This is a genomic window from Vibrio sp. 1727 (assembly GCF_033344415.1).
GTDB classification, from domain to species: domain Bacteria; phylum Pseudomonadota; class Gammaproteobacteria; order Enterobacterales; family Vibrionaceae; genus Vibrio; species Vibrio alginolyticus.
Genome location: NZ_JAWPOT010000027.1, coordinates 1 through 20,094, shown reverse-complemented (window position 1 = coordinate 20,094; position 20,094 = coordinate 1). Strand labels below are relative to the sequence as shown.

20 protein-coding genes and 1 pseudogene are annotated in these 20,094 nt (G+C 45.4%); 17 read left to right on the top strand and 4 right to left on the bottom strand.

Annotated features, from left to right (window positions below; genetic code table 11):
• Nucleotides 1-174: 174 nt before the first annotated feature.
• Nucleotides 175-1,308 (bottom strand): flagellar assembly protein FlgT, encoded by a 1,134-nt coding sequence (locus tag R8O10_RS20610; protein WP_318191692.1) that lies wholly within the window; start codon nucleotides 1,306-1,308, stop codon nucleotides 175-177.
• A 169-nt stretch (nucleotides 1,309-1,477) separates the two neighbouring features.
• Here R8O10_RS20610 and R8O10_RS20605 point away from each other — a divergent pair, with 169 nt between their 5' ends.
• Both R8O10_RS20605 and flgP read left to right on the top strand, forming a co-directional pair.
• Complete coding sequence (locus tag R8O10_RS20605; protein ID WP_005382013.1) at nucleotides 1,478-2,116, top strand: FlgO family outer membrane protein; 639 nt, start codon at nucleotides 1,478-1,480, stop codon at nucleotides 2,114-2,116.
• 9 nt (nucleotides 2,117-2,125) lie between these two features.
• Complete coding sequence (gene flgP / locus R8O10_RS20600) at nucleotides 2,126-2,557, top strand: flagellar assembly lipoprotein FlgP (RefSeq protein WP_005382014.1); 432 nt, start codon at nucleotides 2,126-2,128, stop codon at nucleotides 2,555-2,557.
• Between the two features lie 102 nt (nucleotides 2,558-2,659).
• Here the strand turns inward: flgP and R8O10_RS20595 are convergent, their stop codons facing one another.
• The 3 genes from R8O10_RS20595 to flgA form a co-directional block, all read right to left on the bottom strand.
• Nucleotides 2,660-3,085, bottom strand: a complete 426-nt coding sequence (locus R8O10_RS20595; protein ID WP_005382015.1) for a flagella synthesis protein FlgN — start codon at nucleotides 3,083-3,085, stop codon at nucleotides 2,660-2,662.
• Between the two features lie 27 nt (nucleotides 3,086-3,112).
• Nucleotides 3,113-3,427 carry a flagellar biosynthesis anti-sigma factor FlgM gene (gene flgM / locus R8O10_RS20590; protein WP_005382018.1) on the bottom strand — a complete coding sequence of 105 codons (315 nt, stop codon included), beginning with the start codon at nucleotides 3,425-3,427 and terminating at the stop codon, nucleotides 3,113-3,115.
• 116 nt (nucleotides 3,428-3,543) lie between these two features.
• Nucleotides 3,544-4,290, bottom strand: coding sequence for a flagellar basal body P-ring formation chaperone FlgA (gene flgA, locus R8O10_RS20585; protein WP_115385801.1), 747 nt, complete (start codon nucleotides 4,288-4,290; stop codon nucleotides 3,544-3,546).
• Nucleotides 4,291-4,366: 76 nt separating this feature from the next.
• On the opposite strand from flgA, the gene R8O10_RS20580 reads away from it, so the two are divergent.
• The 15 genes and pseudogenes from R8O10_RS20580 to R8O10_RS20510 all read left to right on the top strand — a co-directional run bounded on the left by R8O10_RS20580 (nucleotide 4,367) and on the right by R8O10_RS20510 (nucleotide 19,587).
• Nucleotides 4,367-5,293, top strand: coding sequence for a chemotaxis protein CheV (locus tag R8O10_RS20580; protein WP_005382022.1), 927 nt, complete (start codon nucleotides 4,367-4,369; stop codon nucleotides 5,291-5,293).
• An 11-nt stretch (nucleotides 5,294-5,304) separates the two neighbouring features.
• On the top strand, nucleotides 5,305-6,132 hold the full coding sequence (locus tag R8O10_RS20575; RefSeq protein WP_005382024.1) for a CheR family methyltransferase: 828 nt from the start codon (nucleotides 5,305-5,307) through the stop codon (nucleotides 6,130-6,132).
• Nucleotides 6,133-6,301: 169 nt separating this feature from the next.
• A pseudogene (gene tnpA / locus R8O10_RS20570) lies at nucleotides 6,302-6,722 on the top strand (IS200/IS605 family transposase).
• A gap of 313 nt (nucleotides 6,723-7,035) precedes the next feature.
• Entirely contained in the window at nucleotides 7,036-7,431 is a 396-nt protein-coding gene (flgB, locus tag R8O10_RS20565; RefSeq protein ID WP_005382026.1) for a flagellar basal body rod protein FlgB, read from the top strand.
• A 5-nt stretch (nucleotides 7,432-7,436) separates the two neighbouring features.
• Entirely contained in the window at nucleotides 7,437-7,850 is a 414-nt protein-coding gene (flgC, locus tag R8O10_RS20560) for a flagellar basal body rod protein FlgC (protein WP_005393132.1), read from the top strand.
• Between the two features lie 17 nt (nucleotides 7,851-7,867).
• Complete coding sequence (flgD, locus tag R8O10_RS20555) at nucleotides 7,868-8,578, top strand: flagellar hook assembly protein FlgD (protein WP_005382029.1); 711 nt, start codon at nucleotides 7,868-7,870, stop codon at nucleotides 8,576-8,578.
• 30 nt (nucleotides 8,579-8,608) lie between these two features.
• Complete coding sequence (gene flgE, locus R8O10_RS20550) at nucleotides 8,609-9,922, top strand: flagellar hook protein FlgE (protein ID WP_005382030.1); 1,314 nt, start codon at nucleotides 8,609-8,611, stop codon at nucleotides 9,920-9,922.
• Between the two features lie 330 nt (nucleotides 9,923-10,252).
• On the top strand, nucleotides 10,253-11,002 hold the full coding sequence (flgF, locus tag R8O10_RS20545; protein ID WP_005382031.1) for a flagellar basal-body rod protein FlgF: 750 nt from the start codon (nucleotides 10,253-10,255) through the stop codon (nucleotides 11,000-11,002).
• A gap of 18 nt (nucleotides 11,003-11,020) precedes the next feature.
• Nucleotides 11,021-11,809 (top strand): flagellar basal-body rod protein FlgG, encoded by a 789-nt coding sequence (gene flgG, locus R8O10_RS20540; RefSeq protein WP_005382032.1) that lies wholly within the window; start codon nucleotides 11,021-11,023, stop codon nucleotides 11,807-11,809.
• A 30-nt stretch (nucleotides 11,810-11,839) separates the two neighbouring features.
• Entirely contained in the window at nucleotides 11,840-12,619 is a 780-nt protein-coding gene (gene flgH, locus R8O10_RS20535; protein WP_005382033.1) for a flagellar basal body L-ring protein FlgH, read from the top strand.
• A gap of 43 nt (nucleotides 12,620-12,662) precedes the next feature.
• The gene (locus tag R8O10_RS20530) at nucleotides 12,663-13,754 is read left to right on the top strand and encodes a flagellar basal body P-ring protein FlgI (protein ID WP_005393118.1); all 1,092 of its coding nucleotides are present in this window, start codon (nucleotides 12,663-12,665) and stop codon (nucleotides 13,752-13,754) included.
• A gap of 16 nt (nucleotides 13,755-13,770) precedes the next feature.
• Nucleotides 13,771-14,697, top strand: coding sequence for a flagellar assembly peptidoglycan hydrolase FlgJ (gene flgJ, locus R8O10_RS20525; protein WP_042522768.1), 927 nt, complete (start codon nucleotides 13,771-13,773; stop codon nucleotides 14,695-14,697).
• 160 nt (nucleotides 14,698-14,857) lie between these two features.
• On the top strand, nucleotides 14,858-16,798 hold the full coding sequence (gene flgK / locus R8O10_RS20520; protein WP_115385803.1) for a flagellar hook-associated protein FlgK: 1,941 nt from the start codon (nucleotides 14,858-14,860) through the stop codon (nucleotides 16,796-16,798).
• A 13-nt stretch (nucleotides 16,799-16,811) separates the two neighbouring features.
• Complete coding sequence (flgL, locus tag R8O10_RS20515) at nucleotides 16,812-18,005, top strand: flagellar hook-associated protein FlgL (protein WP_005382037.1); 1,194 nt, start codon at nucleotides 16,812-16,814, stop codon at nucleotides 18,003-18,005.
• A 427-nt stretch (nucleotides 18,006-18,432) separates the two neighbouring features.
• Complete coding sequence (locus R8O10_RS20510; protein ID WP_005382038.1) at nucleotides 18,433-19,587, top strand: flagellin; 1,155 nt, start codon at nucleotides 18,433-18,435, stop codon at nucleotides 19,585-19,587.
• Nucleotides 19,588-20,094: the final 507 nt, after the last annotated feature.

Genomic DNA, 20,094 nt, shown 5'->3' with positions numbered 1-20,094 from the left:
AATACCAATAGTTGCAGTTCATTGCACTGTTTTACTGAGTTCAAATCTAGCAATCTACTTAGATCTGTATCAGCATCACGTTGAACGATTCGCTACGGTCATTGGTATAATCAAATAAGATGCGCTGCCTATAATATTCAAAAGTGAGCATATCTCAAGACTTAATGTTTGCTTTTATAGGATCTTGTTCATTACGTCGCCAATTTGAACGCTAGACGCTAAATTTGGCTGATCAATCGTCAGTTCCGCTTCGTGTTCGTATATGCGTGATACCGTTAATGTAATTTCGCTTTGCGAGACTTTGTTTCTTGGCAATCCATTTTGGTCGATAAACGACGCGGTGTGCCAAAGCTGCAATTTGTCTCCCTCTTTTACGCCGTGCATACGGCCGAGATCTATCGTTACGGTATTACCGAAGACTGCCACAACCTCTGGCAATGTAATTTTGCAAGACAGCTCCGACTCCAGATCCAACATAATATTGCGACTAACGCGAAGCATCATCTCGCCATAGGTCGATGCCCAAAAACGTGCACTACGAGTGTCCACTTGACTCGTCTTAGCAAATGGCCAACGCGCGACCTCACGGTAGGCTTTGTTGAAGATTTCATGGCCAGTTTTACCATCAAATACTTTCATTTCTAACGCAAACTGACGATTGATGATGTCATCTTGCAATAGTTGAGATTCGACCGTTGCAGTGAGATCGGTGATGACCCCTCCAATGATGTATTGTGCGCCATTGTCTTGCGCGATCATTTGAGTGCGAGCAGGATAGTTGCTGCTTATTGAGTAGTCCGTTGTACCAACAGACACAAAGCTGCGTGAGGTTTGATCAAGTTGACGGTTCACTACGTGGCTAAAATCGTCACCAACTTGATAAATTTGTCCCATCACTGCTTGTTGTGGTGATGCGACCTCAATATTGCCGACCAGCATTGTCTTTTTGTATTGATCGGTGTGGCAACCCGTTGCCGATGGATAAATATCAACGCGGATTTTTACCTCGACTTTACCGCGACGTTTGCGTTCAGATTCGACCAAAATGTAACGGACTTCATGATTGGTAAACTGGTATTCGTTGCGGCTTTCTTCTAATAGCGGCATCAAGTTGCTAATACTGCCAATATCTGCGCCCGAAAAATTGACGGCTTTGAACAGCGCGTCTTCCAACGCATGGAGCCTTGCCGTCTCTTCTGAAGAAACGATGGTGGCAACGCCTGTGACTTCATACCAAGATGCCATTACCTTAAAAGGCACAAGCATCACTAAAGTGATTGAAAACAGACTGTTTAATATTTTTTTCATTGGTTACAACCGTTCGGGTATAAATATTGCTTTAACAAATTCAGTGAAGTTTGGTGGGTTTTTCTTCGTTAGGCAAACAAAGAAAAGCAAAGACTGTTCCAATATTCACTTTCTTGGAAAGGAATTAATAAAGAACGGTATCACCTAAGATTATCTGGAGAATCAAACCATGAAAAAGTGGCTTGTCGCCGCATCGATGATGACGCTTCTGACATCGTGCGCGTACTCACCGATTTACAATGGTAAAGAACCGTACTCGGGAAGCCAGTTCATGCTGATGGATAGTCCGCGTCATACGATGGACTTTTTCATTGAGAGCATGACAGAAGACCTGATGGTTTCTAATGTGGCAGTATCAGCGCGGACACCGATTGCGATTACCTCGTTTGTTGATCTACAAAATATGGATGCAACAAACTGGTTAGGTAACTCGGTCTCTGAAGGTTTTATCCATCAGTTTCAGCGCCGAGGATTTAAAGTGGTTGATTTCAAAACTACGGGCTCTATTCAAGTGACGCAGCAGGGCGATTTTGCTTTAAGTCGTGATTGGCAAGATTTAGCTCAAGAGCAGCAAATTCAGTATGTACTGACCGGAACAATGCTGCGCCAAGAGGGCGGAGTGCTTGTCAATGCACGCGTGGTTGGCATGCAAAGCCGTGTAGTTGTAGCGACAGCGCAAGGTTTCCTTCCGGCTGACCGTATTGGGCGTGACTTAGATACGTTAAATAGCATCCGCACACAAGATGGTGTGTTGATTCGTTCTGACCCTACTATTCGTCAGCCGTACACTGTGATTCTCCGTCCATAGGATAGAAGCATGAAGAAGTTATTATTTATTGTTGCCACACTGATATTGGTTGGGTGTCAGCCATTACAACAGATGCGTCAAGATGAAATCTTAGTGGCGGTGGGTTATGCCAGCGTCAGTGAGCAAACAGGCCGCACAGTTGAAGAAAAGCGTGTACGAGCAATGCGCGCATCAAAAATTGATGCTTATCGTGAGCTAGCAGAGCAAGTTTATGGCATGCGTGTTAGTGGACGTGCAGAGCTGCAAGACCAGCGTTTGGGTATTGAAAGCACCACTGGTGCCGTCGATGGTGTAATTCGTGGTGCAGAAGTTGTGCGTAGTTATCTTGTTGAAGACAGTTATGTGACTGAGCTGCGCCTGGATATCCGTAAGATGGATAAGCTACGTGATTATGGAGAAGTTCAGCAGGTGCCTGAGAAGCGTCAGCAAACCTTGTTTTAAACCATTTCACTAGACAGATAATCTTTTTGAGCGGCTGATTGGTAACAATGAGTCGCTTTTTTATATCTACGTGAGCGCGGGAATTGAGGGTAAGAGTGACGTTTAAGCTTTTATATTGGTGCCAAGCGTCGAGATGGTGTGGGTTTTTCCGCCCGCATTGTAGGTCATGCCAACTTTGCCATGAGTTCGCTGAAGCATGTTGTTGAGTTTATTGAAGCTCAGCTGTGCGCGACTAAGCGATTCGCCATTTACTTGGTTAACTTGTTGACAGTCGAGGACGATCGATTGGATCTGAGCAACAACCTGACTTAGGTGCTCATCTTCAGTAAGTTGATTGACGTGCGGGTGAGAGGCGATTCGCTGATCAGTTGTTCTGAGCTGATCAATGAGCGTCATCTTCTGTTTGGCAATGTTCTCAATCTCGGTAGAGACACGCGCCGTGATTGCTTGTGTTTCTTGGCGTAAAACAGCGGAAAGTGCCTTAGCATTTTCTAGCTGGAAATTAACGAGATCGACTAATGCTGCCATAAAATACTTACCTTCGGCCTAAGTCAGTTAGCTTTTGCCTTGCAATTCGTTTTCAAACTTAATCATGTTGTCAGCCAATTTTTCAGGATCGACTTTGTATGAACCGTTTGTGATAGCTTCTTTGATTGCTGCAACTTTGGCGCTGTCATATGCCGGAGAAGCTGCCATATCCTTCTGGAGTTTACTGACGGCTTTACTTTGCTGGCTGAGTGATACTGCGTCTTGTTGCGCTGGCGCCTTTTTTGATTCTGTCGTGCTGGTAGCATTGGAATCGTTACGTGCAGGTGCGCGACTTGTTGTCGTCATCATTTGCCCTGAACGTATATTATCTATACCTGCCATGTTTAACCTTTGCCTTGTATCGTAATACTGGTATCCAGACTATCGACCAGCGCAAAAATAACTTTAGTCATTTTTTGCATTTTTATTGATCAGTTTAAACACGCTACCAGTGGGTATTAAAAATTAACAGTGATTTCCGAAATGTCTGTCACTATGCCTTCTATTATACGTTGTGACTTATCATTTTTCACTCTTACTTGATCGCCAGCTGAACCATCCTGCAATGCTGTGCCTTGCGTTGTGATCGTCATGCCAGAATTCACCGCTTTGATAATGACCTTTTCATTTCGGCATACCACACAAACATCATTTCTCTCTACGACATCGCCTAAGCGAACATTACGCTTTAGCTTTGCCCCAACCACTTGATCGTAGCTAGAAAATCCATCTTTACGAAAGCGCTGTAGCTCGATCATGGAAGTGGTAACATCCGATGCGCTGACGATTTCTCCTCTCCCTAGTGTTCGTGTCGCGACGATCATTGGTACTGATACCGAGATCCTCACAGGGACATAGACTTTCCAGTCATCCGGTTGGCATTCCACTAACACATTGATGTTACTTCTCGTGCTGCTGGTGGAAGAGGCAGATGTATCTAACGGAACAGGGCAATCCGTTGCTTTTATTCTCGAGTCGATCTCTGCCGCATTAACAGATAGCTCGCCACCATCAGGCTGATCAACCGTAGCAAGAATATGTTGTTCTGCTGCTGTTTTTATTTGCTCGATCTGATTATCTGAAGCTGAATGAACAAAAAAGCTAAACATACTGAGCAAAATGCCGATAGACTTAGCGTACTTTGTAATTAGCGCTCTACATATTGTCATAGTCAATGGTGTCGAAGTGAAAGTGAAATACGCCATACTGTCTCCCTGGTATCGTGCTTGCCAGTGGTAGAGTATCATTTAAAAACAAAAAGTTTGAGATGGAGATGAGCATATGACGGGGATTCTTGACTCGGTGAATCAGCGTACGCAACTCGTCGGTCAGAACCGATTGGAATTATTGACCTTTCGACTGATGGGCCGACAGCGCTACGGCATTAACGTATTCAAAGTGAAAGAAGTACTACAGTGCCCTAAGCTGACTTCAATGCCAAATCTACACCCTCTGGTTAAAGGTATCGCTCATATCCGCGGCCATACCGTGTCCGTTATTGATTTGAGCCTGGCAATTGGTGGCCGCCCAACCACTGATTTAGATAAATGTTTTGTTGTTATTGCAGAATTTAACCGTACGATCCAAGCATTTTTGGTATCATCGGTTGAGCGTATTATCAATATGCATTGGGAAGCGATTTTGCCACCGCCAGACGGTGCAGGTAAAGCGCACTACTTGACTGCCGTGACAAACATTGACAATGAGCTGGTTGAAATCCTTGACGTTGAAAAAATCCTGGCAGAAATTGCGCCAGTTGATGAAACGATGGATTCCGCTATTGGCGAAGAAATCGCACAAGCAGAACAAGAAAAGCCTATTGTACGCCGCATACTGATTGCTGATGACTCGACGGTCGCGCGTAAACAGGTAGAGCGTGCGATTACATCCATCGGTTTTGAGGTCGTATCTGTCAAAGACGGCAAAGAAGCGTACAATAAGTTGATTGAAATGGCTCAAGAAGGCAATATCTACGATCAAATTTCGTTGGTTATTTCCGATATTGAAATGCCAGAAATGGACGGCTATACCTTAACGGCTGAAATTCGCAGACATGCCGATTTGAAAGACCTTTATGTTATCCTCCATTCTTCATTAAGTGGTGTATTCAACCAAGCTATGGTTGAGCGTGTAGGTGCCAACACCTTCATTGCGAAATTTAACCCAGATGAGTTGGGTAACGCGGTTAAATCTGCATTAACACAATAAAAGAGACATTAATGACTGCTATTACAATCAGTGATCAAGAGTATCGTGACTTTAGCCGTTTTCTAGAATCGCAATGTGGCATCGTGTTAGGTGATAGCAAGCAATACCTCGTGCGTAGCCGACTGAGTCCTTTAGTGACGAAGTTTAAGCTCGCATCGTTATCAGATTTGCTACGTGATGTTGTTACAGGGCGTAATCGAGAATTACGAGTCGCCGCTGTGGATGCGATGACGACTAACGAAACCTTGTGGTTTCGAGATACTTATCCGTTCACGGTTTTAGCTGACAAATTATTGCCAGAAGTAGCGGCAAGCAAGCGCCCAATTAAGATCTGGTCTGCTGCCAGTTCATCGGGCCAAGAACCGTATTCTATTGCAATGACGATCCTGGAAACGCAACAGCGCAAGCCGGGCTTGTTACCAAACGTGTCCATTACAGCCACAGATATTTCGGCAAGTATGCTCGAGATGTGTCGTGCAGGGGTGTACGACAACTTGGCTTTGGGTCGCGGGCTTTCACCAGAACGTCGTCGCACCTTCTTTGAAAATGCGGACGGTGGTCGCATGAAAGTCAAAGATAACGTCAAGCGTTTGGTGAACTTTCGTCCACAAAACTTGATGGACAGTTACGCACTGATGGGTAAGTTCGACATCATTTTCTGTCGTAACGTATTGATTTACTTTTCTCCAGAAATGAAATCTAAAGTGCTTAACCAAATGGCGAGCAGTTTAAACCCTGGTGGCTACTTGCTGTTAGGGGCATCAGAGTCGCTAACTGGTCTGACTGATAAATTTGAAATGGTGCGCTGTAATCCGGGCATCATTTACAAGCTTAAATAGCGGTATCTCTTCATTGATAGAAAAGCCTGACTTTGTGTCAGGCTTTTTTGTTTTCAGCCCTAAACCACCTACTTCAGTAGGTGGTTATCATCCGTTTCGGCTTTGCCTGTAAAACTACTCATGCTAAATGCGTCTTTGATTTTTCCAGAAGTCAAAGAGGACAAATAACATGAGTAGATACAATCAAGCTTCCCACGTATTTTGGCGTTGTCAATACGCCAAAGTATCGATTTAGGATCTTGAAGAACAATATAGGTAAAGAAGTTTATCGATGTATTTATGTTTACTGTAATCAACTTGGATGTGAAGTCGTAGAGCTAAACGTACAAGTTGACCACGTCCATTTAGTTGTAAAGGTCCCACCAAAGCTTTCGATATCCAAGTTGATGGGGGTATTGAAAGGCAAAATAGCCTTAAAGCTATTTAGCAAGTTTCCTCACCTTAGGAAGAACAGGCTTTGGGGTAATCACTTTTGGCAAAGAGGCTATTTTGTCGATAGTGTTGGAATCAATGAAGAAATAATACGCCGATATGTAAGACATCAAGAGAAGCAAGAGCGAGTAGAGCAGCAGCAATTGGCGCTGGACTAAACAAAGGCCCCCTTTTAGGGGGCTCACACAAAGCCACCTTCTTTAGAAGGTGGTAATTTACTTGTTACCTTTCTGCGCCGAGCGCTTCATGTATCACTCAATTAGTTGAAGCGCGTTTTTGCCTTGTGCCCTCAACACGGTGTATCTTTATTAAGTGAACAAAGTGATACGACATGACATTCCAGTTACTTTGGCTCACTTATTGCTATTTCAATTCACGGTAACCACTAGGTTGGTGTAATGCTTTAGGTTTTGGCATGCTAATTGCTTTTTGGTTATCAATCACGGTCAGTTCTTAATTGTAGAGGCAAACATGGCTATATCTTTTGACAATGCACTAGGCATCCACCAGCACACGGTGGGCGTACGTGAGCGCAATGCAGAGGTGATTTCCACCAACATCGCACAAGCAAACACGCCTGGTTACAAAGCAAGAGGTTTAGACTTTGCGAAGGAATTGCAAGCGGCAACATCTGGGGCAAGCATTGGTCTTAGTCGCACAGATGGTCGGCATATTCCTGCCACTACAACGTTGGTTGGGGACAAGTTATATCGTCTTCCTACGCAACCAGATACGGGAGATGGCAACACGGTAGACTTGGATTTAGAGCGTAACTTGTTTATGCAAAACCAAATCAGACACCAAGCATCACTCGACTTTCTAGGCAGCAAATTCAAGAACTTAACCAAAGCAATCAAAGGGGAATAATTTAGATGAGCTTATTTAACGTTTTCAATGTGACAGGTTCCGCAATGAGCGCTGAATCCGTTCGTCTGAATACTACCTCAAGCAACTTGGCGAACGCCGACAGTGTCAGCAGCTCTGCGAAAGACACTTACAAAGCGCGTCATGCAGTGTTTGGTGCAGAGTTAAGTAACGCCATGCGTGGCGGTGATACGGTGCCAGTGAAAGTGATGGGTATTGTAGAAAGTGATAAACCGCTGAGTGCGGAGTACAACCCAGACCATCCCCTTGCAAACGAAGAAGGCTACATTTACAAGCCTAACGTCAATGTAATGGAAGAAATGGCAAACATGATTTCAGCTTCTCGTGCATACCAAACTAATGTACAGGTCGCTGATTCTAGTAAACAAATGCTGCTGCGTACGCTGCAGATGGGTCAATAAGGATAAGGGGGTAGCGTATGGCCGGAATTAACAACGTTGGTCAAAGCGGCTTGTCCTATATCGACCAGCTTAAAAGTCTACAAGAGAGTAACAAGAAAGCGGAAGAGAGCACGGGTAAGCAGGACCTAAAACAGGAAGACTTCTTATCATTGCTCACGAAGCAACTGTCTCAGCAAGACCCTTTTAAGCCGGTAAGTAATGACCAGATGATTGCGCAAATGGCTTCATTTGCGACCGTTGATGGCATTGGCAAGATGAACACTCAGTTTGAGAGTTTGAATTCGTCAATGACATCAAATCAAGCGTTACAAGCTTCCTCTTTGGTAGGGCGTGACGTATTGGTCCCAGGAGCAGCAGGTGTGAAGCAGGACGACGCACCAATGGCGGCAATGGTTAAGCTTTCACAATCTATCGATAATTTGTTTGTTCGTGTAGAGGATGAAGCTGGCCAACTGGTTCGTACCTTTGAGGTAGGGGCGAAACCAGCCGGCGACACGCGTGTGCTTTGGGACGGTAAAGATGAAAGCGGAAATCCACTGCCAGCTGGCAAATACAAAGTGAAAGCGTCTGGCTTAGTTGAAGGGGAGTCGCAAGAGTTCCCAGTATCGACGTATGCCAACGTAAACAGCGTATTGCTTGGCAAAGGTGACGGAAACGTATTACTCAATCTGGCTGGTTTTGAATCGCCAGTTCGACTTGCAGAAGTATTGGAAGTCGGCAAAGCGTAGTCATAGCTCGCTAGATTAGGAGATTTTGGAATGTCATATGTATCTTTAAGCGGTTTGTCCGCCGCCCAACTGGATTTGAACACCACCAGTAACAACATTGCGAACGCCAACACGTACGGCTTTAAAGAGTCCCGTGCTGAGTTTGCTGATGTTTACTCTAACTCTTTATTTACTAACGCAAAAACCACACCGGGTGGTGGTGCGCAAGCAAGCCAAGTGGCACAGCAGTTCCATGAAGGCTCTAGCATTTACACCAACAACCCAATGGATTTGCGTGTTTCGGGGACAGGTTTTTTCGCTGTAGCGAAAGAGCGTCTAACTCCACAACAGAATGAACTGACACGTAATGGTGCATTTCACTTAAATAAAGAAAACTACATGGTGACCGCGAACGACGAGTTCTTGTTAGGTTACCAAGTGGACCCAAGCTCTGGTGAGGTTTCTTCATACGAGCCACAACCCATCAATATTCCTGCTGAATTTGGTAAGCCAAAACAAACAGCAAACATTGAAGTGGGTGTGAACTTGCCAGCGAACGGCGATTTGAAAGATCCAACGCAGTTTGATTTTTCAGACCCAGATACATACAACCGTTCAACCTCTTCGACAATTTATGACTCGATGGGTCAGTCTTACAAGCTAACGACGTATTACTTGAAAGATCAGACTCAGCCAAATACATGGAACACTTACTACACCGTGACAGATAAAGAAGGTGAAAAGCCTTTAAATGTTGCGGCTGGTGATGCGCAAACGCCAACAGGTCATGTGGGGCATACCATGAAGTTCAACAACGATGGTACGTTGGCGAGCTTGAACAATGGTCAGCCAATCACTTCTGTGGCTCTGGGTGATCCGGCGACGAACACGACACCAGTCGATATGAATGGTGCCGATCCTGCGCAGACGCTTAACTTCGGCTTAGGCTCAGCAACACAGTTTGCGGCTCCGTTCGAACTGACTAAGTTTGACGAAGACGGTGCAACAACGGGCTTCCTAACCAAAGTTGACTTCGATGAAAACGGCAGCGTATTGGGAACTTACTCAAACGGTGAAAACGTTACATTGGGTCGTGTTGCTCTCGTACGTGTTCCAAACGAGCAAGGTCTGGATAAGAAAGGCGGTACTCAATGGGATTCAACGCAGTTCTCTGGTGACAAGATCTGGGGTGAATCAAATAAAGGCTCTTTCGGCACCATCAATAACGGTATGCTGGAACAGTCAAACATTGATATGACGCAGGAGTTGGTGGACCTGATCTCTGCTCAGCGTAACTTCCAAGCAAACTCACGTTCGCTCGAAGTACACAACCAACTACAACAGAATATCTTACAGATCCGCTAGAGCACTAGCTGGGTCATTCGATACTCTGCTTGAGTAAGCAATGGCGTGTGATTGCTTCTTAGTAATTACCGCTTTGTTCATTTTCATCATGACATTCATCTGATGCTTAGCCTTAATACACCTCACTCAGGCTAAGCATGCTTTGATCTACGATTTGCCGCTGTTGCCGCCGTATGGATCAAAACCTTGCCTCTCGTTACAGTTTTCTGCCCCTATTGACCTCTTTTAATTGTTGATTGTTAATTCAAAGTATTGATTGATAAGCCTATTTTTGTTTTGGCATAACTATTGCTTTTACTCCGTGTACAGAGAGATTTTTTGGAGTAATTTATGGATCGCGCACTGTTTCTCGCAATGAGTGGCGCCAAGCAAAATATGCAGGCACTACAATTGCGCGCTAATAACTTGGCTAACGTAAGCACGACCGGATTTCGGGCTGATTTAGCACAGGCTCGCTCAATGCAGGCTTATGGTGAAGGCCATCCTTCACGTGTATTCAGCATGACAGAGCGTCCAGGGCATAACTTTGCTCAAGGTAGCGTGATTACAACAGGGCGTGATCTGGATGTGACGATTGAAGGCAGCGGTTGGATATCGGTACTCGATCATACAGGGAAAGAAGGGTTGACCCGTAACGGCAACCTAAAAGTCGATCAAAATGGCATGCTTACCAACGCAAGTGGTCATTTGGTGCTGGGTGAAAACGACGCGCCGATTACTTTGCCTATCCCTCTCTCCAAAATTGAAATCGGTCGGGATGGCACCATCTCTGTACTTCCTCAAGGTGCCCCGGCAGAAGAATTCCAAGCGGTTGATCGCATTAAGCTCGTTAAGCCTAATGATCAAAGCTTGTTTAAAGACACCAATGGCTTATTTCGCCATAAAACTCCAAACCAACCTTACGAAGCAGACGCGACTGTTAGTCTCCAGACGGGAGCGATAGAAGGCAGTAACGTGAATGCCGTAGGTGAAATGACCGCATTGATTGACTTACAACGTCAGTTTGAAATGCAAGTCAAGATGATGAGCACAGCTGAAGAAATGGATAAATCTTCAGATTCACTGCTTCGTATGAGTTAACAGAGTTAGAGGTTCACTATGCATCCAGCACTATGGGTAAGTAAAACAGGTCTAGACGCCCAACAAACCAACATTGCCACGATTTCGAACAACTTGGCGAACGCTTCTACTGTCGGCTACAAAAAGAGCCGTGCAGTATTCGAAGATTTGTTCTATCAGAACATCAACCAACCTGGCGGCCAGTCATCTCAGAACACGGAACTGCCAAGTGGTTTGATGTTAGGTGCGGGTTCTAAAGTGGTTGCGACGCAAAAAGTGCACACGCACGGCAATGCACAGACAACGACCAACGCACTGGACATGATGGTGGAAGGCGACGGTTTTTTCCAAGTGACATTGCCGGACGGCAACATCGGTTATACCCGTAACGGTCAGTTCACGCTAAATGGTGAAGGCACGTTAGTCACGTCGGGTTCTGGCTACCCTGTAGAGCCTGAAATTGTGATTCCAGAAGATGCGATTTCTATTACTGTCGGTACGGATGGTGAAGTGTCGGTTCGCGTCCGAGGTCAGCAAGACAACCAAGTCGTTGGTCAGCTAACCATTACAGATTTTGTTAACCCGGGCGGCCTAGAGCCAATTGGTCAGAACCTTTACTTACCAACGGGTGCCAGTGGCGATCCACAAGAGGGTGTTCCTGGTTTGGACGGTTTGGGTGAAATTCGTCAATCCATGCTGGAAGCGTCCAACGTGAATGTAACGGAAGAGTTGGTCAACATGATCGAAGCCCAGCGCGTTTACGAAATGAACTCAAAAGTGATCTCGTCAGTCGATAAAATGATGAGCTTCGTTAACCAGCAATTGTAACGATTAAGAGCAAGATTTGAGGAGCTCACGATGAAACGTATTTGCCTACTCGCTTTGATTGCTACGATGTCGGGCTGTGCCATGTTGGAACCGATTGAAACGGATGAAGTGACACAAGCAACCACTGTGGTCGACGCAGTAGAAGGCGATAAATCGAAAGAAGAGAGCAGCGGTATTGTAGATACTTTACGTGGTAGAAGCGATCCGGTTGCTGGCGACCCTGCTTGGGCTCCAATTCATCCGAAAAACAAACCTGAGCATTATGCTGCTGCAACAGGTTCGTTGTTTAGCGCCGAGCACATTACCGATCTCTACGACGATTCTAAACCACGTGGTATTGGCGACATTATTACCGTAACACTGGATGAGACAACCAGTGCGACGAAAAGCGCAAATGCCGATTTATCGAAAACCAATGAAGCGCAAATGGACCCGCTTCAAGTGGGCGGAGAAGAGCTGCAAATTGGCGGAAAATATAATTTCTCTTATGACTTAAACAATTCCAACTCATTTGCAGGTGACTCTTCTGCAAAGCAGAGCAACAGCATCAGTGGTTACATCACTGTTGAGGTGATTGAAGTACTGGCAAACGGGAACCTCGTGATCCGCGGTGAGAAGTGGATGACGCTAAATACAGGTGATGAGTACATACGTTTAAGTGGCACTATTCGTCCGGATGATATTAATTTCGACAACACCATTGCATCAAATCGTGTTTCTAACGCAAGAATTCAATACTCAGGGACTGGTTTGCAACAAGATATGCAAGAGCCAGGCTTCTTGGCACGATTCTTTAATGTAGCGCTATAACACGCCGTTCTGACGGCAATTTGACTGCAAGAGATAAGTAAGCATGAAAAAACTCCTTTTAGTACTGATGAGCGTTGCTCTGTTTTCTACCGTAGCCCAAGCCGCACGTATCAAAGACGTCGCGCAAGTGGCAGGTGTACGAAGCAACCAACTCGTGGGTTATGGTTTGGTTTCAGGCTTACCTGGTACGGGTGAAGCGAACCCGTTTACAGAGCAAAGTTTCGCCGCCATGCTGCAAAACTTCGGCATTCAGATGCCGCCGGGCACAAAGCCAAAAATTAAAAACGTTGCCGCAGTCATGGTTACGGCAGAGTTGCCGCCTTTCTCTAAACCGGGTCAGCAAGTGGACGTGACTGTCTCTTCCATCGGAAGTGCTAAAAGTTTGCGTGGTGGTACGCTACTACAAACGTTCCTCAAAGGTCTCGACGGTCAAGTTTACGCGGTTGCTCAAGGTAACTTAGTGGTGAGCGGCTTCAGTGCTGAAGGCGCTGACGGTTCTAAAATCGTAGGTAACAATCCAACCGTTGGTCTTATCTCTAGTGGTGCGACAGTAGAGCGAGAAATTCCAAACCCATTTGGTCGTGGTGATTACATCACGTTCAACTTGCTTGAGTCAGACTTCACAACGGCTCAACGTATGGCGGATGCTGTAAACAACTTCCTTGGCCCACAAATGGCGAGCGCTGTTGACGCGACATCAGTGCGCGTGCGTGCTCCTCGTGACGTCAGCCAGCGTGTTGCGTTCTTATCGGCAATCGAAAACCTAGAGTTCGACCCAGCAGATGGTGCAGCCAAAATCATCGTTAACTCTCGCACGGGCACCATCGTAGTTGGTAAGCATGTGCGTCTTAAACCAGCAGCAGTAACGCACGGCGGCATGACGGTTGCGATCAAAGAAAACCTGAATGTTAGCCAGCCTAACGGCTTTTCTGGTGGGCAAACCGTAGTCGTACCAGACTCGGATATCGAAGTCAGCGAAGAGCAAGGCAAAATGTTTAAGTTCGAACCAGGCTTAACGTTGGATGATTTGGTCCGTGCCGTGAACCAAGTCGGGGCTGCGCCTTCGGACTTGATGGCAATTTTACAAGCATTGAAGCAAGCTGGTGCCATTGAAGGCCAGTTGATCATCATTTAATGGTTAGGAGGTAGGTATAATGAACAATCCTAACGACATTGGTTTTATCCATGACATCAGTTCTCTGGACACTCTGCGTCAAAAAGCAGTGAAAGAGGGAAAAGATGGCGAGCAAGAAGCATTGCATGCGGCTGCTCGTCAGTTCGAATCGATCTTCACCTCCATGATGTTGAAATCCATGCGTGAAGCCAATGAGGGCTTTGAGTCCAACATGATGAACAGCCAAAACGAGAAGTTCTACCGACAAATGTTGGATGAACAGATGGCGAGTGAATTGAGTTCGTCTGGTTCAATGGGACTGGCCGATATGATTGTTAAGCAATTAACGGCTGGGCAAGGGAACGACAAAAAAGAAACGGCTATGCGTGATGCGGCAAACAATGCTGCGGAATATCGTCGTGTTGACCCGAAAAAAGCGCGCGAGATTGAACAGCGCTTGATTGAATCTGGTCAACTATCTCGACCAAGCAATGAACCCACTCGATTCGATTCACCAGAATCCTTTGTTAACTCGATGAAGCCATACGCGGAGAAAGCTGCGAAAGCCCTAGGAGTCGAGCCATCTCTGCTACTTGCGCAAGCCGCTTTGGAAACGGGGTGGGGACAAAAGGTCGTGAAGAACGCGCGTGGCAGCAGCAACAACTTATTTAATATCAAAGCAGATCGAAGCTGGCAGGGTGACAAAGTGACGACTCAAACTTTAGAGTTCCACGATAACACGCCAGTGAAAGAGACGGCAGCGTTTCGCTCCTACTCAAGTTACGAAGACAGCTTTAATGACTTTGTACGATTTTTGAATGACAACCCACGTTACGAGACAGCATTGCAGAAACGCGGGAATTCAGAGTTGTTTATTCGCGGTATCCACAGTGCGGGTTACGCGACCGATCCGAATTACGCAGATAAAGTCCTGCAGGTGAAGGATAAAATCGAAAGTATGTAATGTCTCTGCGACAATTTATGACGTTCTCGAAGGCTTGCCATAGTGCAAGCCTTCACTTTATCTGAACATTTACGTCTTTCTATCACTTGGCACATCTTTTGCTTTTAATGTGTCTAGGTGATCGGTTTTGCCGATTTATATTTCGTTTTCGGGGGCATGTATGGCGTCAGATCTTCTGAATGTAGGTACTCAAAGTGTGCTTACTGCTCAGAGACAATTAAACACCACTGGTCATAACATTTCTAATGTTAATACAGAGGGTTATAGCCGTCAGTCTGTTATCCAAGGCACGAATGATCCGCGCATGTTTGGTGGTTCTACCTACGGCATGGGTGTGCATGTGGAAAATGTTCGCCGCTCGTGGGATCAGTTTGCCGTGAATGAACTGAACCTGTCGTCGACCAACAATGCCAACAAAACGGATACCCAAGACAATCTTGATATGCTCTCTAGCATGTTGAGCTCTGTGGCATCGAAGAAAATTCCTGAGAACCTGAATGAGTGGTTCGATGCGGTAAAAACCATGGCAGATACCCCGAACGATTTAGGGGCACGAAAAGTGGTATTGGAAAAGGCGAAAATCTTCTCTGATACATTAAATGATTTCCACGAAACCGTGCGACTGCAATCTGATGTCACCAATAAAAAATTGGATATGGGCATTGAGCGCGTTAATCAACTTGCGTTGGAAATTCGCGATATTCATCGACTGATGATGCGTACTCCCGGCCCACATAATGACCTGATGGATCAGCATGAAAAGCTGGTTACTGAGCTGTCAGAGTACACCAAAGTTACCGTAACCCCACGCAAAAATGCGGAAGGGTTTAATGTTCATATCGGCAATGGACACACTCTTGTTTCTGGCACGGAAGCAAGCCAGCTTAAAATGATCGATGGCTATCCGGATGTTCATCAAAGACGATTAGCAATGGTGGAAGGGAATGGCATTAAAGCAATCAAGTCTGATGATATGGATGGCAAAATCGGCGCTTTACTTGAAATGCGCGACAAACACATCCCACAACTGCAAGATGAAATGGGCCGTTTAGCAACGGGCTTCTCCTACAAAATTAATCAGCTGCAATCTCAAGGTCTGGATCTCAACGGTAAGATAGGTAAAGACGTATTTACTGACGTGAACTCTGAGCTGGTGGCAAAATCTCGAGTTTTTGCTGCGCCTGACTCTCAAGCTGATGTTGCGGTTTACATCGAGGACATTTCCGCGATCAAAGGTGGTGAATATTCGCTGCGTTATGATGGCGACCAATACAGCGTGACAACACCGAAAGGTGAGCAAATGTCGTTGAACATCGACCGTTCGGATTCGTCGTTTGTTCTGGATGGTATGAAAGTGCAAATTGGTGAAGGCCTTGCCGCCGGTGAGCGCGTATTGCTACGCCCAACGAGAAGTGGTGCAGCCATCATAAAGATGGAAACCAATGACGCAAAAGCTATTGCCGCACAAAGTTATGAAGCCTCAACCACTTTTGCCCAAGGTAACGCCAAGTTTAAAATTCGTGAGGCGGGGGATGTTAAAGAGTTTGAGGTTACCGTACAACCAGCCGACGAGAAGCATGATAAGCCGTGGTTAAAGATCACGGATAACAAGGGTAATTTACTATCGGACAAATACTCATACCCGTTAGATAAAGATAACCCGAAGATTGAAATATCAGTGCCGAAAAGCCATCCGCTGTATAAAAACGGCGATGCAACCGTGTTTGAGTTGAGCGAAGGCGCACTGATGAATGATAAATTCACCGCAAACTTGGTGCCTTCTGAAGGTGGTAACGGCAACTTGAGAAAAATGCAGAAGATCCAAACAGACAAGATGATGGATGGAAAATCCAGCACCTTGATCGATGTTTATCATAACCTCAATACTGAAGTTGGACTGAAGTCTTCTACAGCAAACCGTTTAGCCTCCGTCGCTCGTTTAGAGCATGAAGCGGCGCAAGAGCGCGTTGCTTCTATTTCTGGTGTTAACCTCGATGAAGAAGCGGCCAACATGATGAAGTTTCAACAAGCGTACATGGCTTCATCACGTGTGATGCAAGCGGCGAATGATACCTTCAATACCATTTTACAACTGAGGTAAGGAGAAGAGATAAGTGCTAACCCGAATTTCTAGTTTCCATAACTATCAGTCCGTACAAAATGATCTGCGTCGTCAAGAGAATAAGGTTCACCACAACCAAGAGCAACTTGCTTCAGGGAAAAAGTTACTGAAACCTAGTGACGACCCCCTCGCTGCGCATTACATCCAAAACATTAGTCAGCAACAAGAACAGCTACAACAATATCTTAGCTCGATAGTGTTGGTGCGTAATCGTCTAGAAAACCACGAAGTTAATATCGCCAATGCGGAGAATTTTGCCGACGAGTCGAAGCGCTTAACGATGGAGATGATTAACGGTGCCTTTTCTGCTGAAGACCGACAAGCAAAGAAGCGTGAGTTAGAAGAGATTGCGAACAACTTCCTTAACTTGGTGAACTCGCAAGATGAATCTGGTAACTACGTTTTTGCTGGCACTAAGCCAAAAAGTCAACCATTCTATCGCGATAAAGACGGTAGTGTTCAGTACGCTGGAGACGATTATCAGCGCAAAATGAAAGTCTCTAGCATGCTCGAGATGCCAATGAACGATCCTGGCAGCAAGCTGTTTATGGAGATACCAAACCCATTTGGCGACTATCAGCCGAATTACGATCTACAAAACGGCTCTGAGCTGTTGCTAAACAAAGCCACTAACGTTGACGCGAAGGATGATGCGGCGTATCGCGTGACATTTGTCGATATGAATAACGGCAAATTTGGTTACCAATTAGAGCGTAACGGCAAAGTAGTGGATGCCGATGAGTTTTCTCCAGAGAAAGGGATTGAATACAAAGGCCTGAAAGTGCACGTAAAAGGCCAAATTACGCCTGGTGACAGCATTGAGATCGAAAAGCGGGCAGAGTTCAGCATTTTCGATACCTTCAAGGATGCAATGGCATGGTCAGACAAATCGGTTTCGGATACGTCGGCGACTGCTAAATTGCACCAAATGACAGAAGAATTCCACGCTGCTTTTATCCATTTGAATAAAGCGCGTACAGATGCCGGTGCTCGATTGAGTACGCTGGATATCCAAGAGCAAAATCATGAAGACTTTAATTTGTCTCTCGCAAAAGCGAAGAGCAACTTTGAGGACTTGGATTACTCTAAAGCCGTGATCGAGTTCAGTGAAAACTCGCGAGCGTTACAGGCATCGCAACAAGCATTCGGTAAGACCAAAGATCTAACGTTGTTTAACTACATCTAGTATGACACTCATACACATTGTCTGATTTTGATGCCTTATGTGCAAAGCCTTAAGCGCGATAAGTCGACGTAACCTGAGAGTCTGAGATGTCATGCGGCACGATTTTACCCAAAGCGGCAATGATGCGGGAGGCAAGTCGGGCGGCAACAGGGCAGCGTTCAATACACTTGGGGTGAGGTGAGTCTTACAAACCGGAAATAGCTTAATGATAAAGCTAACTTATTGTTTATTTGATTCTTTTAAAAGTAGTTAAATAATTTACGCAAGTTGGCACACAAATTGTATTGAAAATATCAGAACAGATTTAGAGATTCTAAACCCTGCGTTTAAGGCAGATTTAGCAAGTAACTTTTACGGTCAGTGCTTATCCAAATGAGAGTAAAGCTGGCCGCTTCGCAAAAGCTTGCGAACTCAACAGGAGAGCAAAATGGCTGTAACAGTTAGTACTAACGTCTCCGCGATGACCGCGCAGCGTTACCTAAACAAAGCGACTGATGAATTAAACACGTCGATGGAGCGCTTATCTTCAGGACATAAGATTAACAGTGCAAAAGATGATGCGGCAGGTCTACAGATCTCTAACCGCTTAACTGCACAGTCTCGTGGCCTAGATGTCGCAATGCGTAACGCGAACGATGGTATCTCGATTGCACAAACCGCTGAAGGTGCGATGAATGAGGCAACCTCTGTCATGCAACGAATGCGTGACCTTGCGATTCAATCATCGAACGGTACTAACTCTCCAGCTGAGCGTCAGGCGATCAACGAAGAGTCAATGGCATTGATTGACGAGCTAAACCGTATTGCAGAAACCACTTCATTTGGTGGTCGTCGTCTATTGAACGGCTCATTCGGTGAAGCGGCATTCCAGATTGGTGCGAGCTCAGGTGAAGCCATGATCATGGGACTCACCAGCATTCGTGCGGACGATACTCGCATGGGCGGTGTGACCTTCTTATCTGAGAACGGTAAAGATAAAAACTGGAGTGTTGACCCAGCTAAATCTGACTTGAAGATCACGCTACCAGGTATGGGTGAAGACGAAGACGGCAATGTTGATGATCTAGAAATCAACATTAATGCCAAAGCGGGCGACGACATCGAAGAGCTTGCCACTTACATTAATGGTCAGTCTGATATGATTAATGCGTCTGTAAGTGAAGATGGCAAGTTGCAAGTTTTTGTCGCGCATCCAAACGTTCAGGGTGAGATTTCTATTTCTGGTGGATTAGCATCTGAGCTTGGCCTGAGTGATGAACCTATCAGAACGTCAGTACAAGATATTGATATGACCACGGTACAAGGTTCTCAAAACGCGATTTCTGTGCTGGATTCGGCACTGAAATACGTAGACTCGCAACGTGCAGACTTAGGTGCGAAGCAAAACCGTTTGAGTCACAGCATCAACAACTTGGCGAATATCCAAGAAAACGTTGACGCATCGAACAGCCGAATTAAAGATACAGATTTTGCGAAAGAAACCACGCAAATGACCAAAGCACAAATTTTGCAACAAGCAGGTACATCGATTCTTGCTCAAGCGAAACAGTTGCCAAACTCTGCAATGTCACTATTGCAGTAGTTTACTTAGCCTGTACTCAATACATTCAGACGTGGATGGGAATGCAGGCTTTTGGCAAGCAGCTTTACAATAGAATGAGCGGCTCTCTCATCTCTCACCTGCCAATCATTTTCAATGTAAAGTTGCACTCGGTATGCCGGAAATGTGTTCATTTCTCTTGATCTCCACATAGGCTCTGGCGACCAACCTAGCCCCAGTTCTCTCAAAGGAAAAGGGGCTTTTTCTTTTCTAATCTTCACGTCTATCGTCTGCGAACTTACCTTTAATTGTTTCCTTTTGCTGATTTTCTATACAATTTAGCCCTCTCGGCTCGATTTGTGGAAACTTGAGCACTTTTTCTTACTTTTCTTCAATTTTATTAGCTAAATCTCGCAATGTTATTTTTTTAAACTTTTTTCTAAAGCTTCTGAATTTGGTGTCGTTAATAGAGGTAACTTTGAGAGAACTACTTGGTTTTCCGAGACGTCGGAAACCGCTACACCGGAAAATCAATTGGAGAAATCACCA

Excerpts from the sequence above, each read along its gene's own strand:
- flgP (WP_005382014.1), top strand. The coding sequence starts at position 2,126 with ATGAAGAAGTTATTATTTATTGTTGCCACACTGATATTGGTTGGGTGT.
- R8O10_RS20605 (WP_005382013.1), top strand. The coding sequence starts at position 1,478 with ATGAAAAAGTGGCTTGTCGCCGCATCGATGATGACGCTTCTGACATCG.
- R8O10_RS20510 (WP_005382038.1), top strand. The coding sequence starts at position 18,433 with ATGGCTGTAACAGTTAGTACTAACGTCTCCGCGATGACCGCGCAGCGT.
- flgB (WP_005382026.1), top strand. The coding sequence starts at position 7,036 with ATGGCTATATCTTTTGACAATGCACTAGGCATCCACCAGCACACGGTG.
- R8O10_RS20575 (WP_005382024.1), top strand. The coding sequence starts at position 5,305 with ATGACTGCTATTACAATCAGTGATCAAGAGTATCGTGACTTTAGCCGT.
- flgA (WP_115385801.1), bottom strand. The coding sequence starts at position 4,290 with ATGGCGTATTTCACTTTCACTTCGACACCATTGACTATGACAATATGT.
- flgC (WP_005393132.1), top strand. The coding sequence starts at position 7,437 with ATGAGCTTATTTAACGTTTTCAATGTGACAGGTTCCGCAATGAGCGCT.
- R8O10_RS20595 (WP_005382015.1), bottom strand. The coding sequence starts at position 3,085 with ATGGCAGCATTAGTCGATCTCGTTAATTTCCAGCTAGAAAATGCTAAG.
- flgF (WP_005382031.1), top strand. The coding sequence starts at position 10,253 with ATGGATCGCGCACTGTTTCTCGCAATGAGTGGCGCCAAGCAAAATATG.
- flgG (WP_005382032.1), top strand. The coding sequence starts at position 11,021 with ATGCATCCAGCACTATGGGTAAGTAAAACAGGTCTAGACGCCCAACAA.
- R8O10_RS20610 (WP_318191692.1), bottom strand. The coding sequence starts at position 1,308 with ATGAAAAAAATATTAAACAGTCTGTTTTCAATCACTTTAGTGATGCTT.
- flgH (WP_005382033.1), top strand. The coding sequence starts at position 11,840 with ATGAAACGTATTTGCCTACTCGCTTTGATTGCTACGATGTCGGGCTGT.
- R8O10_RS20580 (WP_005382022.1), top strand. The coding sequence starts at position 4,367 with ATGACGGGGATTCTTGACTCGGTGAATCAGCGTACGCAACTCGTCGGT.
- flgD (WP_005382029.1), top strand. The coding sequence starts at position 7,868 with ATGGCCGGAATTAACAACGTTGGTCAAAGCGGCTTGTCCTATATCGAC.
- flgE (WP_005382030.1), top strand. The coding sequence starts at position 8,609 with ATGTCATATGTATCTTTAAGCGGTTTGTCCGCCGCCCAACTGGATTTG.
- R8O10_RS20530 (WP_005393118.1), top strand. The coding sequence starts at position 12,663 with ATGAAAAAACTCCTTTTAGTACTGATGAGCGTTGCTCTGTTTTCTACC.
- flgM (WP_005382018.1), bottom strand. The coding sequence starts at position 3,427 with ATGGCAGGTATAGATAATATACGTTCAGGGCAAATGATGACGACAACA.
- flgK (WP_115385803.1), top strand. The coding sequence starts at position 14,858 with ATGGCGTCAGATCTTCTGAATGTAGGTACTCAAAGTGTGCTTACTGCT.